Below are 16,412 nucleotides of genomic sequence, written 5' to 3'. Positions count from 1 at the left end.
TGAAGGCGAAGAGGTCACACCCGTTCCCATGCCGAACACGGAAGTTAAGCTCTTCAGCGCCGATGGTAGTTGGGGGCTCTCCCCCTGCAAGAGTAGGACGTCGCTAGGCAAGTGAGAAGTCAGAGCATAGAGCTCTGGCTTTTTTATGTTGTCTGAATCCGGGGTTGAGTCAACAGGCGTCTTGATTTAGGGTTTCGCGGATATATTCTCAGAAACGCGGATAAATGCCCCGATTTCGCGGATATAAATTGAAAAGCGCGGATATACCAAAAATATAGCGGATATCGCCCAGATCGAGAGGTATTATCTGAATGTGCTTTTAACAAACTAATCGTTACAAACAACGCTTCGCTGATAAAAACGTAAAATCGCCGATAAAAGTGCCCTTTTCGCTGATATAAATCAAAAAAGCGCTGATATAAAGCCATTTCCGCTGATAACTCCATCAAACTCGCTGATATCCACTCTCTACAAGCTTTTTTTCATACCTTTTACCATAAGACAGACACGGGATAGGCAGCAGTAACATATCCTTAGAGAGAAACCTAATATTCCTGCTGAGAAGTGATAACAGTAATGTATAAATCTCATATATCTGGGCAAAGCTTTTATCATGGAGGTGGGACGATGGAGAAATCGGTAAGACAGAGTTCTGGAGAAATCTGTCTTGTTTGTGAGGAAAGGTGTACAAAGGGTATTCATATTTGCGAGCGTTTTATCTGTTATGACTGTGAGAGGAAGGTTATTGAAACAGATACAAGTCATGCAAACTATCAGTATTACTTAGAAAAACTCCGTAAATTACGACTTAGTCGTTTAGCATAACGGGATAGCTATCATTGGCTGTCTTTTTTTTTGCGTGAAAGCTGTACATACGCCCGTTATCCTTCTGCCCTTACTTCTCGTGCTTGCTAGATAATGATAGAATAATAGTATATGGGCACATATATTTTAATAGATAGAAGTGGGATAAATGAGAGACCAAAATAGAGTACCGTTACTAGAAGCACTAACGGATTGGCGCAAGAACAATCCGATTTCCTACCACGTGCCAGGGCATAAAAGTGGAAGCGTTATTCCAGGTATTGGACATGCTGAGGAGTTATTTAAGCATGTCATGTCGATCGATGCAACAGAGCTTACAGGACTTGATGATCTGCACGATGCGTATGGCGTGATAAAAGAAGCAGAAGAATTAGCTTCCGAGCTTTATGGCACTGCGCAAACAAGGTTCTTAGTTGGTGGATCAACTGCAGGAAATCTAGCGATGATGATGGCGGCGTGTCAGGAAGGCGATACCGTTCTCGTTCAAAAAAACTGTCACAAGTCTATAATAAATGGGTTAAGGTTAACAAAAGCAAAGCCTGTCTTCATTGCACCTGACACTGAAAATAAGAGTCAGGTTGCGACTGGAGTGACGATTGATCGTCTTAGAGAAGCAATTGAGATGTATCCAGAGGCAAAGACGCTAGTATTAACTTATCCAAATTATTATGGGATGTCGATTGATATAGAGAAGTTAATTACTCTTGCTCATCAGCATCATATAACTGTTATCGTAGATGAAGCGCATGGTGCACACTTTGGAAAATCTCGATTTTTCCCAAATAGTTCGATCGAATATGGTGCAGACCTTGTCGTTCACTCTGCTCATAAGACCCTTCCCGCTATGACGATGGGCGCGTATTTGCATATCGTGAATGAAGCATATGCGTTAAAGGTTAATGACTACCTACAAATGCTTCAATCTAGTAGTCCATCTTACCCGATTATGGCTTCCCTTGATTTAGCGAGGTACTATCTTTCTTCATTAGAGGATGAAAAACTAGATTTAATAACTTCTAAGATCAATCATTTTAAAACTGAACTAGGTCTTATAAAGGGAGTTAGTGTAATATGTAAGTCTAATAAGGGAATCATTGACATTGACCCATTGAAAGTAACGATTCAAGTTAAGGGTTTAACAGGTTTCCAATTAGCTGAGGAGTTAGAGCAAGAGGGAATTTTTCCAGAGTTAGCAGATTCACTAAACGTTCTTCTCGTTCTTCCACTTGCATCAAAGCAAAAGGAATACGAAAAAACGATTCGAGTATTCAAGGAAATTGCGAACAAGTCTTATAAAAACCCCGTAGTTTCCTACAATAATATAGAAATAGATGAAGAATTAACATCTCCCGCTTATTCTTTTCAGGAATTGGAGAAAATGAACAAACGAGAGAAAGATATAAATGATGTAGTAGGGCTAATATGTGCAAAAGCAATCACCCCATATCCCCCAGGAATTCCAGTGGTTATGCCTGGCGAACGATTTACAGGTCAACATGTGATGTTCTTACAGAGCGTGCTCAGTGAAGGTGGGCACGTGCAAGGGATGGTTGGGAATGATATTACAACTGCAGTAGAAGAGGAGTAAGGCATTGAGAGGATTATTTATTACGTTTGAAGGACCTGATGGAGCAGGTAAGTCCACGCAGGTTCACAAGCTTTCCGAGTATTTACATGAAAAGAACATTCCTTTTATCCATACAAGAGAACCAGGAGGAACTGCGATAAGTGATAAGATCAGGTCACTTATTTTAGATCCTGCGCATGCTGAAATGGTCGATGAAACAGAAGTACTCTTGTACGCAGCTTCACGATCTCAACACGTTAAAGAGAAAATCATCCCAGCACTAAAGAAAGGCTATGTTGTCTTATGTGACCGTTTCGTTGATGCATCGATCGCTTATCAAGGTGTAGGGCTTGGTTTAAGTGTTGAATCGATTAAGTCAATCAACGAATTTGCTACAGGAGGGTTAACGCCAGACCGAAGCTATATGATCGATCTTTCAGTAGAAATTGGTAAAAAACGTATGGTAGCAAGGAACCAACTGGATCGTATTGAGCAAAAAGGTACAGAATATCATGAAAAAGTACGTCAGGCGTTTCTTGAACTCTATCATCACGATCAAGAGAGAATAACGCTTGTGAATGGCGATAATCGAGCAGATGAGATTTTTCACGTAATAAAAGAGGATTTTGTAGCTTTGTGGGATAACTATTGTAAGAACACTAAATAACGGGGTGCATGCTCGCCGCCCGAGGAGGGATAATCATGAAGTTAGTGATGGCAGTCGTTCAGGATAAAGATAGTAATCGGTTATCGAATGCCCTGGTCGACCACAATTTTCAGGCGACCAAGCTTGCGACAACCGGTGGATTTTTACGAGCAGGTAATACAACTTTCCTAATAGGAACTGAAGACCACAGAGTGCAGAAACTTCTTGATATCATTAAGGATAATTGTCAGAGCAGAGATCAGATGGTGGCACCTGTTTCTCCGATGGGTGGGAATGCAGATTCTTATGTGCCTTATCCAGTTGAAGTATCTGTTGGAGGCGCTACTGTATTTGTATTACCTGTAGAAGCGTTCCACCATTTCTAAAATGAGCGTTTGGAATGAGTGATTGAAATGACCGATTGGAAGAAATTAGAAGAGCGACAACCGACTGTTGTACGAATGGTAATGAATAGCTTTAAAAAGGATAGGCTTTCTCATGCATACCTTTTCGATGGGGGAGCTGGTACGGGTAAAAAGGATATTGCTGTGCACATGGCAAAAACGTACTTTTGCCAACAAAGAACAGGGATTGATCCTTGCCAGACCTGTAAAGATTGTAAGCGAGTCGATTCAGGAAACCATCCAGATTTACATCTAGTTGAGCCTGATGGACAATCGATTAAAATAGATCAAATCCGTAAACTTCAAAAAGAATTTTCATATTTAGGTGTTGAATCAAATAAAAAGGTTTATATCCTTAATTATTCAGATAGAATGACGACACAAGCGGCAAATAGCTTGCTGAAGTTTTTAGAGGAACCTGGTAAAATGACGATGGCAATTCTATTAACTGAACAAAAGCAGCATATTCTGCCAACGATCTATTCAAGATGCCAGGTACTGACGTTTCGACCTTTGTCGGTTAGCAAAGTTGAAGAAGAACTAGTTAGCGAAGGAATTTCTACTCAGCTCGCAAAACTAGCTTCACAATTAACGAACGATAAAGGAAAAGCAATAGAACTTGCAACCGATGACTGGTTTGCACAGGCGAGAGCGATAGTGATACAATTGACTGAAGAGTTAAAGGAACGGCCTCATCAAGTTTTTCTAACAATTCATGATAAGTGGCTCTCACATTTTAAGGATAAGTCACAGCAAGACATGGGGCTAAACCTTATGCTGTTCTGGTACAAGGATTTAATGAAGATACAACTGCAAGATGAACGGATTGTCTATGCAGATCATAAAGATAAGCTCGAACGTTATGCCCTTCAATTCCCAAGGAAGCGAATAAGCGAGCATATGATGGCGATACTTGATGCCAAAAGACGTCTGAGCGCCAATACAAACCCGCAGTTTGTAATGGAACAGTTAGTGCTCAGGTTACGGGAGGGATAAGTTTGTGTATGAAGTAGTCGGAGTACGCTTTAAAAAAGCGGGGAAAATCTATTACTTTGACCCGAATAACCTCCAGGTCTCCAATAAAGAATTCGTAATTGTAGAGACTGCCAGAGGAGTCGAATTCGGAAAAGTAGTAATAGCAAATAAGAAAGTTGATGAAGAAGATGTTGTTCTTCCTCTTAAGAAAGTGTTACGTATCGCGGATGAGAAAGATCGTCTAGCGGTTGAAGATAATAAGATTGCTGCAGAAGAAGCATTCGAAGTATGTGGCTCTAAAATTGAAGAGTACAAGCTTGATATGAAGCTTGTTGATGTCGAATATACATTTGATCGAAACAAAATCATATTCTATTTCACAGCTGACGGAAGAGTTGACTTCCGTGATCTTGTTAAAGGTCTTGCTTCAATATTCAGAACAAGAATTGAACTTCGCCAAATTGGTGTAAGAGACGAAGCGAAAATGCTTGGTGGGATCGGTCCATGTGGCAGGATGCTATGCTGCTCAACATGGCTTGGGGACTTTGAACCGGTTTCCATCAAAATGGCGAAAGATCAGAATCTCTCATTAAATCCAGCAAAAATCTCAGGCCTATGCGGACGCCTGATGTGCTGCTTGAAGTATGAGAATGATGAATATGAAACGGGCAAGAAAGAACTTCCTGACGTTGGTAAGACAATTAACACCGGTCAAGGTAAAGGCAAAGTTGTAGGGTTGAATATACTTGAACGACTTGTGCAGGTAGAGTTATTTGAACTTAATCGAGTAACGGAATATACATTAGACGAATTAATACAAGACGGCGCAGTATCTACGCAAGCCACAGAGTGATTGAGGTGGAACGGAAGTGGAGAAAAAAGAAGTTTTTTCACGAGTAAGCTCAATGGAGGAACAGATTGGTGACTTATATAAACAACTCGGCGATTTAAAGGAACACCTAGCAGCTATGCTAGAAGAAAATCACCATCTCGAAATTGAGAATCACCACTTGCGAGAGCGGTTAGAGCAGACTTCTGAGCCGGGAGGTAAGTCATCAGGCAGAAAGAAAAAAGGAAAACCTGAAGTTGGTGAGGGCTATGATAACTTAGCTCGGTTATACCAAGAAGGCTTTCATATTTGCAACCTTCACTACGGGAGTATTCGAACGGAGGGAGATTGTCTCTTCTGTCTATCGTTCTTAAATAAAAAGTAGTGGTATGGTCTTTCCTTAGTTGGAAAGACCTTTTTTTAGACGTTATTTCGAAATACTAATGAGTTAGGAGAACACCATGATGGAATTATATGAAGATGAACGTCTGGATTATATCGTAGAAAATGAACTGAGTATTATTCAAAGTCCAAACGTCTTTTCATTTTCACTAGATGCAATCCTGCTTGCTCATTTTGCCTGGGTACCTATTACACGGGGCAAAACCGTTGATCTGTGTTCAGGTAATGGAATTATCCCAATATTGTTATCAAGGAAAAGCAAGGTTGCGATCGACGGCTTAGAGATTCAAGAGAGACTTTATGATATGGGGAAACGTAGTGTAGAGTTAAATGATTTAAGTGATCAAATCACGTTATACAATGGAGATCTTAAGCATCTGCCAACAGAGCTGAAGCGAGAATCATATGATGCAGTAACCTGTAATCCTCCATATTTTAAAAGTAAGCGAAATGAGCAACGGAACTTAAATGAGCATTTAACGATAGCAAGACATGAGGTACTGTGTACGTTAGATGATGTTATCCAGTCATGTAGTAGCCTGGTCAAACAGGGAGGCAAGGTGTCTCTCGTTCACCGTCCAGAAAGGCTCCTGGATATCATGACGTTGATGAGAAAATATAGGGTTGAACCAAAGCGAATGCAGCTTGTCTATCCAAAGGCAAACAAAGAAGCTAATGTTTTATTAATAGAAGGAATCAAGGATGGAAAACCTGATCTGAAAGTACTTCCCCCTTTTGTCGTTTACGAAGATAACGGTACTTATACTAGTGAAATGAAAGCAGTTTACAATGAGCTCTGAGCATATCGTGTATATGTTGAGGTGCAAGGACGATAGTTTTTACACTGGGTATACAACTGATTTATCTCACCGTATCGGACAGCACGAACGAGGAAAAGGTGCTAAATATACGCGGGGAAGAGGTCCTTTTTCCCTCGTTTATCAAGCAACATACAAAACGAAGCGACAGGCTCTTCAAGAAGAGTATCGCATTAAACAATTAAGCCGAGCCCAGAAAATGTCTTTGATAGAAAAGGAAGTGTTCGAGCATGTGGAGCCAACAAAGTTACAAGGAAAGCGAAACAGGTAAACTATATCTTGTCCCAACTCCCATAGGGAATTTAGATGATATGACGTTTCGAGCGGTAAAGATTTTGAAAGAAGTCGATCTCATTGCAGCTGAGGACACGAGACAATCGAAGAAGTTAACGAATCACTTTGAAATTGAAACGACACTTACGAGCTATCATGAGCATAATAAAGATACGAGCGGACCAAAGTTGATTGAGAAATTACGAAGCGGAGAGAGCATCGCTCTAGTTAGTGATGCTGGTATGCCAGCTATATCTGATCCTGGTTACGAACTCGTCTGTGAGTGTGTTGCAGGAGAGATACCTGTCATTCCGCTACCTGGGGCGAATGCTGCTACGACGGCTTTAATCGCTTCTGGTTTACCAACACAACATTTTTATTATTATGGTTTTCTTTCAAGACAGAAAAAAGAAAGAAAGAACGAGTTAGAACAGTTAGAGAGTATTACGTCACCCATCTTGTTTTACGAAGCTCCTCACCGATTAAAGGAAATGATCAAGGCAGTCGTGGAGGTTCTTGGTAACCGTAAAGTTGTTATAGCGAGAGAACTTTCAAAGCGTTATGAAGAGTTCATAAGAGGAACAGCTGAAGAAGTATTAACGTGGTGTGAGGATTCGAATATTAGAGGCGAATTCTGCGTTATTGTAGAAGGTGGGACTGGAGAAGATCATACTACAGAAGCATGGTGGGAAGGGTATTCATTAGAAGAACATGTGACTCATTATATTAATGAAGGAACAAAGAGCAAAGAAGCGATAAAGCTCGTTTCAAAAGACCGTAATATACCGAAACGTGATGTCTATCAAGCTTATCACGTAGACTAAAAAGGTATACCAAAATAAAAGCTCCTGCATCGCAGGAGCTTTTTCATATTATTTTAGAGCTTTTTGGATTTCTTCAAGTACTTGTTCTGCACCTTCACGACTTAGAACGATTTTCCCGTTACCGATAGCAAGGTTGTCGTCGGAAACTTCACCAGTAACCTGACAAGTCATGTTAGGTTTGTATTTCTTAAGTACGATGCGGTCGTCATCCACATAAATTTCAAGAGCATCCTTCTCAGCGATGCCTAGTGTACGACGCAATTCGATCGGGATTACAACGCGGCCTAGTTCGTCAACTTTACGTACAATTCCAGTAGATTTCATGATACATTTCTCCCCTATTCCCAATTTTTTTATTAAATAAGTCAAGATTCGACAAAATTCTCTGTTTATGAATTATATAATACCAGTGTTTCCCATAACCGTCAATCCTTTTCAAAGGGTAAATATTTCCTAATGTGAAGGTGTTTTTCGGCTTTTGTAAGACCAAATCTCTGAAAATATGAACCTCTCATGATATGAAGTTTCGACATATTTTTCGGAAATCCTTCGACAAAATAGACGTTTTGTCGATTCTACCAACACTTAATTGACATTCTTGCATTTCTTCCTTAAATTAGGTATATTTTGATGAAGAAGCACTACTAGTGGCCATCATCGACATAACTTTAGCTTTGATGTTGCTTTAACGTGAAGAAGAGAGTTTTGAGTGCTCTCGTCCCGTGTGGACGGGGGCTTTTTAGCCCTCTACGGAGTATAAAAGTTTTATTTACAAAACAGCGACGACAGGTGAAGAGAACTGTATGATTCAAGGAGGAAAACGACATGGGTGACAAAACGTTCTACATTACGACCCCGATCTATTACCCGAGCGGTAAATTGCATATAGGTCATGCGTATACAACAGTAGCGGGAGACGCAATGGCAAGGTACAAGCGCCTGAGAGGGTTTGAAGTTCAATATCTCACAGGAACAGACGAACATGGGCAAAAGATTCAAAAGAAAGCTTTAGAGCAAGGTGTTACTCCACAAAAATATGTGGATGATATCGTCTCTGGTATCAAAGAGCTTTGGGACAAATTAGACATCAGCTATGATGACTTTATCCGTACAACTGAAGATAGACACGAGAAGGTTGTCGAAAAGATCTTTCAAAAGATGTACGAGAAAGGGGATATCTACCTTGATGAGTATGAAGGTTGGTATTGTACCCCTTGTGAGTCCTTCTTTACGGAACGTCAGCTAGAAAACGGCAAGTGTCCAGACTGTGGTAGAGAAGTTGAGAAGGTTAAAGAAGAATCTTATTTCTTTAAGATGGGTAAGTATGCTGATCGTCTTCTGAAATTTTACGAAGATAATCCTGAATTTATTCAGCCTGAGTCACGGAAAAACGAAATGGTCAATAATTTCATTAAACCTGGACTCGAAGATCTAGCTGTTTCAAGAACTTCATTTAACTGGGGTGTCAAAGTCCCAGGTGATCCGAAGCACGTTATTTATGTTTGGATCGATGCGTTGTCGAATTATATCACCTCCCTTGGGTATGGAACAGATGACGATGAGTTATACAACAAGTTCTGGCCAGCGGATGTGCATCTAGTAGGAAAGGAAATCGTGCGTTTCCATACGATCTATTGGCCAATCATGCTCATGTCCTTAGAACTTCCTTTACCGAAAAAGGTATTTGCACATGGATGGCTTCTAATGAAAGACGGAAAAATGTCTAAGTCTAAGGGCAATGTGGTTGACCCAGTTACTCTTATCGATCGTTATGGTCTTGATGCTCTCCGTTATTACTTATTACGTGAAGTTCCTTTCGGTTCAGACGGTGTATTTACTCCTGAAAGCTTTGTAGAGCGTATTAATCATGACCTAGCAAATGATTTGGGTAACCTCTTAAATCGTACTGTCGCAATGATTGATAAATATTTCGATGGAGAAGTTCCAACATACAGAGGTTCAGTAACTGAATTCGATGACAACCTTGTAGAGCTTGTTGAGAAAACGGTAGAAAAGGTTGAAGAATCCCTTGATAACATGGAGTTTTCTGTAGCGTTAGCTTCTATTTGGCAGCTAATCAGTCGTACGAATAAGTATATTGATGAAACTCAACCATGGATCCTTGCCAAAGATGATGCAAACAAGGAGAAGCTTGGAGCGGTTATGGTTCACCTTGCTGAATCATTAAGACAGGTAGGGATTATGCTTCAGCCATTCTTAACTCAGACTCCAAAGAAAATTTGGACTCAACTCGGCATTGGAGAAGGAGAACGCACGAGCTGGGAATCTCTGAAGTTTAAGAACGGTTATGGTGGCACTAAGGTACAAAAAGATGCACCATTATTCCCTCGCCTCGATCGAGATGAAGAAGTCGCGCATATTGTTAAAGAGATGGGTGGAAACAAGGTTGAGGAAGCCCCAGCCGTTGAAAAACCTGACCTTGAAGAAATTACGATTGAAGACTTCACTAAGGTTGACCTTCGTGTTGCGCAAGTACTAGAAGCTGAACCAGTCAAAAAAGCTAATAAACTTCTTAAGTTGCAGCTAGACCTTGGATATGAAACGAGACAAGTTGTTTCTGGTATAGCAAAACACTACAAGCCAGAAGAACTAATTGGTAAAAAAGTCGTATGCGTCTCTAATCTTAAACCTGTAAAGTTAAGAGGAGAACTGTCAGAAGGAATGATTCTTGCTGGTGAACATGATGGTGAACTTAAACTCTCAACAATTGCTGAAAGTTTACCTAACGGAACGCAAATTAAGTAAATGTAGTAAGACTCGGTCTTTTAGACCGGGTCTTTTTTACTTTTACTATCACAATATATTCCTTGAACTAGTTCTCTTTTCCTACGAACAATTCCTTTTTAATGACCAAAAATAGTTTTAACTTAACAATATATTTTGGTGTAAATCGTTCTTTGTAACGAAATTGTAATTGAATTGAAACTGTTTAGCATTAGAAAAAAACTAGTACATTTGTTACACTTGCTTCGTACTAAATGGAAAAAGGAGTTTTGTCATGCTATTCGACACGCACACCCACTTGAATGTTGAACAATTTTCCGAGGACAAAGTAGAGGTTATTGATCGCGCTCGAGAAGCTGGTGTAAGTAAGATGATTGTCGTTGGTTTTGACCACGAAACCATTACGAACGCTATGAAGCTTGTTGAAGAGTATGACTTTCTTTATGCCGCTGTAGGATGGCATCCAGTAGATGCTATCGATATGACGGATGAAGATCTAGCGTGGATTGAAGAGCTTGCAAAGCATCCGAAGGTTGTTGCTTTAGGAGAGATGGGGCTTGATTACCACTGGGACAAGTCACCACACGACATACAAAAAGAAGTATTTAGAAAGCAAATACAACTTGCGAAGAAGGTAGACCTACCGATCATTATACATAACCGTGAAGCGACGAGAGATGTCATCGATCTTCTTAAAGAAGAAGGTGCTTCTGAAGTTGGCGGCATTATGCACTGCTTTGCTGGAACCGTTGAAGAAGCAAATGAATGTTTGGATATGAACTTCTATATTTCTCTAGGCGGCCCAGTCACTTTCAAAAATGCGAAGCTACCTAAGGAGGTAGCGAAAGTAGTTCCAATCGATCGACTGCTTGTTGAGACAGATTGTCCATTTCTTGCACCTCACCCATTTAGAGGGAAGCGAAACGAGCCATCGTATGTAAAATTAGTAGCTGAACAGGTTGCTAATCTGAAAGAAATGGAATACGACGAATTAGCAAATGCAACTTTCGACAATGCCATGCGGTTATTTGGAATAAAACGTTAAAAGAAACTGTCAAAAAGATGATAAGTTAAGCTAGGTTTTTTACAGGTTAGAATGAGTGTCATATATAGTACCTTGTTCATTAGTTAATCTCTTTACTTGCAATAATAGATACCGATTCTATCAAACTTGCAAGTTGTGGGACTTGTGTGAGATTGTTAGAAGCTTTTCTTCATAAAATAAAGGCGGTTCTAGGAGGACTCTATAACAATGAAAACCAACATGCAAAATTTTTCCGCAAAGAGCGGGAAGAAAATTTTTATGGCGCTATTAAGCGTAGTTGTACTGGGTTTAGTCTCCGGCTTTATCGTGTTTGAAACTACAAAAGCTTCTGTAACACTGGTCCTGGATGGGGAAGAGAAGCCTGTTAAAACACATGCTAGTACGGTTGGCGATCTATTAAAAGAACAAGAAGTTGAGGTAGGAGAACACGATTACGTAAACCGTGAGCTTACAGCTGAGTTAAATGCAGGGAGCAGAATCATTTGGAAGCCTGCTATGGAAGTGACTGTAAAGGTGAATGGTAAAGAGGAACGTGTTTGGTCAACGAAAGAAACAGTTAAGGAATTATTAGCTGATGAGAATATTAACTTGACCGAACATGATCAGCTCTCAGTTTCTATGGATAGTGAGCTTAAGGAAGATATGGAAATTTCGATAACTGAGGCATTCAAAGTAAATGTTAATGACGGCGGGAAACAAACGGATGTTTGGACCACTTCGACTACGGTCGCTGACTTTTTAGAACAGCAGGATATTGAACTCGGAAAACTCGATCGCGTTGAGCCAGGTAAAGATACGAAACTTAAATCAGGCTCTGATGTTAACGTGGTGAGAGTAGAAAAAGTCACCGATGTAGTGGAAGAATCAATTGATTATGCGACGGTTACGAAAAAAGATAGCTCCATGCAAAAAGGCAAAGAAAAGATTGTTAACTCAGGCAAAAAAGGTAAAGAACAAAAGCATTATGAAGTTGTTCTTGAGAATGGAAAGGAAGTCTCAAGAGAACTAGTCAAAACAGAAGTTGTTGAAGAAAGTAGTGATCGCATCGTTGCTGTAGGCACACAGGTTATTAAGCAGACAGCATCTAAGAAAAAAACGGTTGCATCTACTCCTAAGAAAAAATCAACTTCTTCATCCAAGTCTTCTAGCGGGAAGGTCTTATATGTATCAAGTACCGCTTACACAGCAAATTGTACTGGGTGCTCAGGAATTACGGCTACAGGTTTCAATTTGAAGTCTAACCCTGGAGCAAAAGTAATTGCGGTTGACCCGAGTGTGATTCCGCTAGGATCTAAGGTACACGTTGAAGGATACGGAACAGCTATTGCAGCTGATACTGGTGGTGCGATCAAAGGGAATAAGATCGATGTTTTCTTTTCATCAAAATCAGCAGCCTATTCATGGGGACGAAAGTCTGTGAAAATTACGATTCTAAATTAGGGTAAGATATATGATATGCTAGTAACACAGAGGGGGAATCTTTCTCTCTCTGTGTTTTTTATATGAAAAATAAACTACTTCGATGGCCAAACTATAGCTATCTATATAGACGATTTAACAATCGATAAGGTTTCATTTCTGGAGGACGTAGTGTGAAAGTTAAAGAGATCATTATAGTAGAAGGAAAAAATGACTCACTAGCTGTTAAACGAGCAGTAGATGCAGATACATTAGAAACGAATGGCTCTGAAGTAAGTGAGGAAACGCTCAAAAGAATCGAGCTGGCTGCCAAAAAAAGAGGCGTTATTATTTTCACGGATCCTGATTACCCAGGAACGCGAATAAGACAAATTATTAGCCAGCGTCTCCCTTCCTGTAAACATGCCTTCTTAAACAAAAAATATGCTATTTCTGCTAATGGGAAAAAGGTTGGGATCGAACACGCATCAAATGAAGCGATTCGAGATGCCATTCTTACGGTAAGAGAAGAATTTGATGCACCAGATATCTTAATCGAATGGGAAGATCTAATCGATGCCGGTCTAGTAGTAGGTCCAAACGCTAAGGCGAGAAGGCAGGCATTGGGTGAAAAGCTTCAAATGGGCTATATGAATGGAAAGCAACTCTATAAAAGGCTACAAATGTTTCAAATAACAAAAGAAGAGTTTATACTCGCATTTGAAGAAGTATTACAGGAGGAACAAGAATGAGTAAAGAAATATCAACACCTGTGAGAACGAAAGAAATATTGGATAAATACGGATTTAAATTTAAAAAGAGTTTAGGACAAAATTTCTTGATCGACTCAAATGTCCTTACTAAGATTGTTGATCAAGCAAAACTTACGCCTGAATCAGGTGCTATTGAAATTGGTCCTGGTATTGGTGCGTTAACGGAGAAATTGGCGAAACAAGCAAATAAAGTCGTGGCTTTTGAAATTGATCAAAGACTTTTACCGATTCTAAAAGACACCCTGTCACCATATCCTCATGTTAAAGTTCGTCACACAGATGTTCTCGAAGCTAATGTCCATCAGGTGATCGAAGAGGAATTTGAAAAGGGACAAGATCTAATGGTCGTTGCGAACCTTCCTTATTATGTAACGACACCAATATTAATGAAGCTTTTAGAGGAGAAGCTTCCTGTCCGAGGTATAGTAGTCATGATCCAAAAAGAAGTTGCTGAACGGATTGCTGCTAGCCCAGGATCAAAAAACTATGGTTCGCTCTCACTAGCAGTACAATATTATGCTGAAGCTAGAACGGCTCTTACAGTACCTAAAACCGTTTTTGTCCCACAGCCTAACGTAGACTCTTCTGTCTTACATTTAGAGCTCAGGAGTGAGCCCCCTGTTGATTTGCATAGTGAGAAGTACTTCTTTGAAGTTATTCGAGCAAGCTTTGGTCAAAGGCGGAAGACATTATTGAATAACCTGCAAAATAATTTATTAGGTAAAGATAAAAAAATTGTAATCGAAGAAGTATTACAAGAAACAAAAATCGATGGTAAAAGACGTGGTGAAACACTCTCCATGGAGGAGTTTGCAAAGCTAAGTAACGCTTTTTATACTCGGATAAAAGACTAAGACACTTCAAAAGAGGTGTCTCTTTTTTTTTGGTTTCAAAACGTTCTAGCTGTCCTAAGCTGTTCGCCCAAGTTCATCTTTTTACGATGCTTTCATATAGTAAAAAAAGAGTGATGCATTATGCAAAGAGGTAAAGCGGCCTGGGGGGAAGACAATGACAATGAAAGAAGGAGATATCGTAGCCAGGCGTTCATATGGCTGTGATTTAATTTTCAGGATCACAAAGGTAAATGAGTCAACTCAAATGGTTGAGCTAGTTGGGGAAGATATGAGACTGATCGCAGACTCGCCAGTTGATGACCTTGTGCTGATCGATACAACGGAACATAAGACAAGGAGAGAACAAATAAAAGAAAAGGAGGATTATTCGTTTCGTTTGTTTCGCCAAGATTACCAGTTACTACGAATGAAAAGAGAGTATACAGCTACAAACCATTTCAAAAAAGAAACAAGTTTTTTCGAGATACCTGGAAAAATTCTTCATATAGATGGAGATGCATTATATTTAAATAAATGTCTCGAAATGTATAAGCGGCTTGGTGTACCTGTCTATGGGATTTATATGAAGGAAAGTGAAATCCCTGAAAAAATAATAAAGCTCGTTAATAATGTGAGACCTGATATTTTGGTAATTACAGGACACGACGCATATAGTAAGCACAAAGGTGAGAAAAAGGACTTACAGTCTTATCGCAATTCACGGTATTTTGTTCGCGCTGTAAAAGAAGTAAGAAGTGTTTTTCCAAACCTAGATCACTTAGTTATCTTTGCTGGGGCTTGTCAGTCCCATTTTGAATCCTTAATTCGTGCTGGTGCTAACTTCGCGAGCTCTCCTGCGAGAATTAATATTCATATGTTGGATCCTGTTTTTATTGTTTCAAAAATCGCTTTAACATCGTTTACAGATCATGTAAACGTTTGGGATGCTTTACGAAATACGTTAACTGGTGAAGATGGGCTTGGAGGCGTGGAGACAAAAGGAATTCTTAGAACAGGGATGCCGATGAAAGACCACGAGGAATATTCAGAATAGGTTGAAGGATGGTGATCTCGCCATCCTTCAACCGCTTTTTAGAGGAATTTTAAGCGAGTTCACATATTTTTCGACAAACTTGCGAAGACTAAATTTATACATCTTTGAGAAATAACAATTGACATAGTTTTTCATTGGTTGTTATAATTTAAGTTTTATTTGACAAAACGGCGCAAAAGATGTTATAATTTGTCTAAGTGAGGTGGATGTTCTATGGCAAAATCGATCGTAGAGATCAAACAAACGTTACAATCCCAAGTTGGCAAACGGTTGACCTTGAAGGCAAACGGAGGTCGCAGGAAGACTATTCAACGTTCAGGCATCCTTGAAGAAACCTACCCGGCAGTGTTCATTGTTAAGCTTGACCAGGACACCAATGCATTTGAACGTGTCTCTTACAGCTACACGGACGTACTGACCGAAACAGTACAGTTAACATTTAACGAAGAACAAGCAGCAGTAAGCGGTTAAGGCGATTGGTCTAACTGCTTTTTTTGCTTTTTAAACGAGCTATTCGTTGCAATGCTTCCCATTACTGGATACATATTTAAGGGATAGCAACTTCTTTTGATTCTAACACTAAGAGTGTCACAGGATTGAAAGGAGCTGAATTCGCATGGGCAGACATAAAGGAATCATGTCAGACCATCTGAAGGAAGAAATTGCGAAAGAGCTTGGTTTTTATGATACGGTTCAGAAAGAAGGTTGGGGAGGAATTAAAGCTCGCGATGCAGGTAACATCGTGAAGCGTGCTATTGAGATGGCACAAGAACAACTTGCAAACCAACAAAAACACTGAACCCTGTGACGAGGGACCCTGGCCGAGTGCCGGGGTTTTTTTGTTTCTGCTATTCGTGATGTCCAGCTCCAGTGGCCAAATACTCCGTCAGTTTCGGAATGTAGATTGAGACAAAAAGCGTCTCATTCTACATTCCTCCAACTTCCTACGTATTTAAATGGCCTCTTCCGCTTTTCGGTGTCTAGCTGCAACTCGCAGAAAC

At 40.0% G+C, this 16,412-nt stretch carries 19 protein-coding genes and 1 rRNA gene; 19 read left to right on the top strand and 1 reads right to left on the bottom strand.

Annotated features, from left to right (window positions below; genetic code table 11):
- The 11 genes from rrf to rsmI all read left to right on the top strand — a co-directional run.
- Nucleotides 1-109 (top strand): 5S ribosomal RNA (rrf, locus tag LCM09_RS20205); the annotation flags it as partial.
- Nucleotides 110-627: 518 nt separating this feature from the next.
- Nucleotides 628-825: a sigma factor G inhibitor Gin gene (locus LCM09_RS20200; RefSeq protein ID WP_224885503.1), complete on the top strand. Its 198-nt coding sequence runs from the start codon at nucleotides 628-630 to the stop codon at nucleotides 823-825.
- Between the two features lie 148 nt (nucleotides 826-973).
- Nucleotides 974-2,413, top strand: coding sequence for an aminotransferase class I/II-fold pyridoxal phosphate-dependent enzyme (locus tag LCM09_RS20195; RefSeq protein ID WP_224885502.1), 1,440 nt, complete (start codon nucleotides 974-976; stop codon nucleotides 2,411-2,413).
- Between the two features lie 4 nt (nucleotides 2,414-2,417).
- The gene (tmk, locus tag LCM09_RS20190) at nucleotides 2,418-3,059 is read left to right on the top strand and encodes a dTMP kinase (protein ID WP_224885501.1); all 642 of its coding nucleotides are present in this window, start codon (nucleotides 2,418-2,420) and stop codon (nucleotides 3,057-3,059) included.
- Between the two features lie 35 nt (nucleotides 3,060-3,094).
- Nucleotides 3,095-3,424: a cyclic di-AMP receptor DarA gene (gene darA / locus LCM09_RS20185; protein ID WP_224885500.1), complete on the top strand. Its 330-nt coding sequence runs from the start codon at nucleotides 3,095-3,097 to the stop codon at nucleotides 3,422-3,424.
- Between the two features lie 27 nt (nucleotides 3,425-3,451).
- Nucleotides 3,452-4,438 (top strand): DNA polymerase III subunit delta', encoded by a 987-nt coding sequence (gene holB / locus LCM09_RS20180; protein ID WP_224885499.1) that lies wholly within the window; start codon nucleotides 3,452-3,454, stop codon nucleotides 4,436-4,438.
- Nucleotides 4,439-4,442: 4 nt separating this feature from the next.
- Nucleotides 4,443-5,270, top strand: a complete 828-nt coding sequence (locus LCM09_RS20175; RefSeq protein ID WP_224885498.1) for a PSP1 domain-containing protein — start codon at nucleotides 4,443-4,445, stop codon at nucleotides 5,268-5,270.
- A 16-nt stretch (nucleotides 5,271-5,286) separates the two neighbouring features.
- Nucleotides 5,287-5,631, top strand: coding sequence for a DNA replication initiation control protein YabA (gene yabA / locus LCM09_RS20170; protein WP_224885496.1), 345 nt, complete (start codon nucleotides 5,287-5,289; stop codon nucleotides 5,629-5,631).
- Between the two features lie 79 nt (nucleotides 5,632-5,710).
- Nucleotides 5,711-6,448 carry a tRNA1(Val) (adenine(37)-N6)-methyltransferase gene (locus LCM09_RS20165; RefSeq protein WP_224885504.1) on the top strand — a complete coding sequence of 246 codons (738 nt, stop codon included), beginning with the start codon at nucleotides 5,711-5,713 and terminating at the stop codon, nucleotides 6,446-6,448.
- Nucleotides 6,438-6,737 (top strand): GIY-YIG nuclease family protein, encoded by a 300-nt coding sequence (locus LCM09_RS20160; protein WP_224885494.1) that lies wholly within the window; start codon nucleotides 6,438-6,440, stop codon nucleotides 6,735-6,737. Before LCM09_RS20165 ends, LCM09_RS20160 begins: the two co-directional genes overlap by 11 nt.
- Complete coding sequence (gene rsmI / locus LCM09_RS20155) at nucleotides 6,697-7,563, top strand: 16S rRNA (cytidine(1402)-2'-O)-methyltransferase (protein WP_224885492.1); 867 nt, start codon at nucleotides 6,697-6,699, stop codon at nucleotides 7,561-7,563. Before LCM09_RS20160 ends, rsmI begins: the two co-directional genes overlap by 41 nt.
- A gap of 48 nt (nucleotides 7,564-7,611) precedes the next feature.
- Here rsmI and abrB read toward each other — a convergent pair whose 3' ends face one another.
- Nucleotides 7,612-7,887: a transition state genes transcriptional regulator AbrB gene (abrB, locus tag LCM09_RS20150; RefSeq protein WP_224885490.1), complete on the bottom strand. Its 276-nt coding sequence runs from the start codon at nucleotides 7,885-7,887 to the stop codon at nucleotides 7,612-7,614.
- A 501-nt stretch (nucleotides 7,888-8,388) separates the two neighbouring features.
- On the opposite strand from abrB, the gene metG reads away from it, so the two are divergent.
- From metG to LCM09_RS20110, 8 genes are all read left to right on the top strand, one after another.
- Complete coding sequence (gene metG / locus LCM09_RS20145) at nucleotides 8,389-10,329, top strand: methionine--tRNA ligase (protein WP_224885489.1); 1,941 nt, start codon at nucleotides 8,389-8,391, stop codon at nucleotides 10,327-10,329.
- A gap of 253 nt (nucleotides 10,330-10,582) precedes the next feature.
- Nucleotides 10,583-11,353: a TatD family hydrolase gene (locus LCM09_RS20140; RefSeq protein WP_224885488.1), complete on the top strand. Its 771-nt coding sequence runs from the start codon at nucleotides 10,583-10,585 to the stop codon at nucleotides 11,351-11,353.
- A 207-nt stretch (nucleotides 11,354-11,560) separates the two neighbouring features.
- Nucleotides 11,561-12,793: a G5 and 3D domain-containing protein gene (locus tag LCM09_RS20135; RefSeq protein WP_224885487.1), complete on the top strand. Its 1,233-nt coding sequence runs from the start codon at nucleotides 11,561-11,563 to the stop codon at nucleotides 12,791-12,793.
- A 152-nt stretch (nucleotides 12,794-12,945) separates the two neighbouring features.
- The gene (rnmV, locus tag LCM09_RS20130) at nucleotides 12,946-13,503 is read left to right on the top strand and encodes a ribonuclease M5 (RefSeq protein WP_224885486.1); all 558 of its coding nucleotides are present in this window, start codon (nucleotides 12,946-12,948) and stop codon (nucleotides 13,501-13,503) included.
- Nucleotides 13,500-14,378, top strand: coding sequence for a 16S rRNA (adenine(1518)-N(6)/adenine(1519)-N(6))-dimethyltransferase RsmA (gene rsmA / locus LCM09_RS20125; protein ID WP_224885485.1), 879 nt, complete (start codon nucleotides 13,500-13,502; stop codon nucleotides 14,376-14,378). The genes rnmV and rsmA overlap by 4 nt, the downstream gene beginning before the upstream one ends.
- Nucleotides 14,379-14,532: 154 nt before the next feature.
- The gene (gene yabG / locus LCM09_RS20120) at nucleotides 14,533-15,411 is read left to right on the top strand and encodes a sporulation peptidase YabG (RefSeq protein WP_224885484.1); all 879 of its coding nucleotides are present in this window, start codon (nucleotides 14,533-14,535) and stop codon (nucleotides 15,409-15,411) included.
- 213 nt (nucleotides 15,412-15,624) lie between these two features.
- Entirely contained in the window at nucleotides 15,625-15,882 is a 258-nt protein-coding gene (gene veg / locus LCM09_RS20115) for a biofilm formation stimulator Veg (protein ID WP_224885482.1), read from the top strand.
- Between the two features lie 145 nt (nucleotides 15,883-16,027).
- Nucleotides 16,028-16,210: a small, acid-soluble spore protein, alpha/beta type gene (locus LCM09_RS20110; RefSeq protein WP_224885480.1), complete on the top strand. Its 183-nt coding sequence runs from the start codon at nucleotides 16,028-16,030 to the stop codon at nucleotides 16,208-16,210.
- Nucleotides 16,211-16,412: the final 202 nt, after the last annotated feature.

The organism is Guptibacillus algicola, from assembly GCF_020171805.1.
Taxonomy (GTDB): Bacteria; Bacillota; Bacilli; order Bacillales; family Guptibacillaceae; genus Guptibacillus; species Guptibacillus algicola.
Note: the sequence above shows the minus strand (reverse complement) of the source record. Positions and strands in the feature narration are given on the sequence as shown.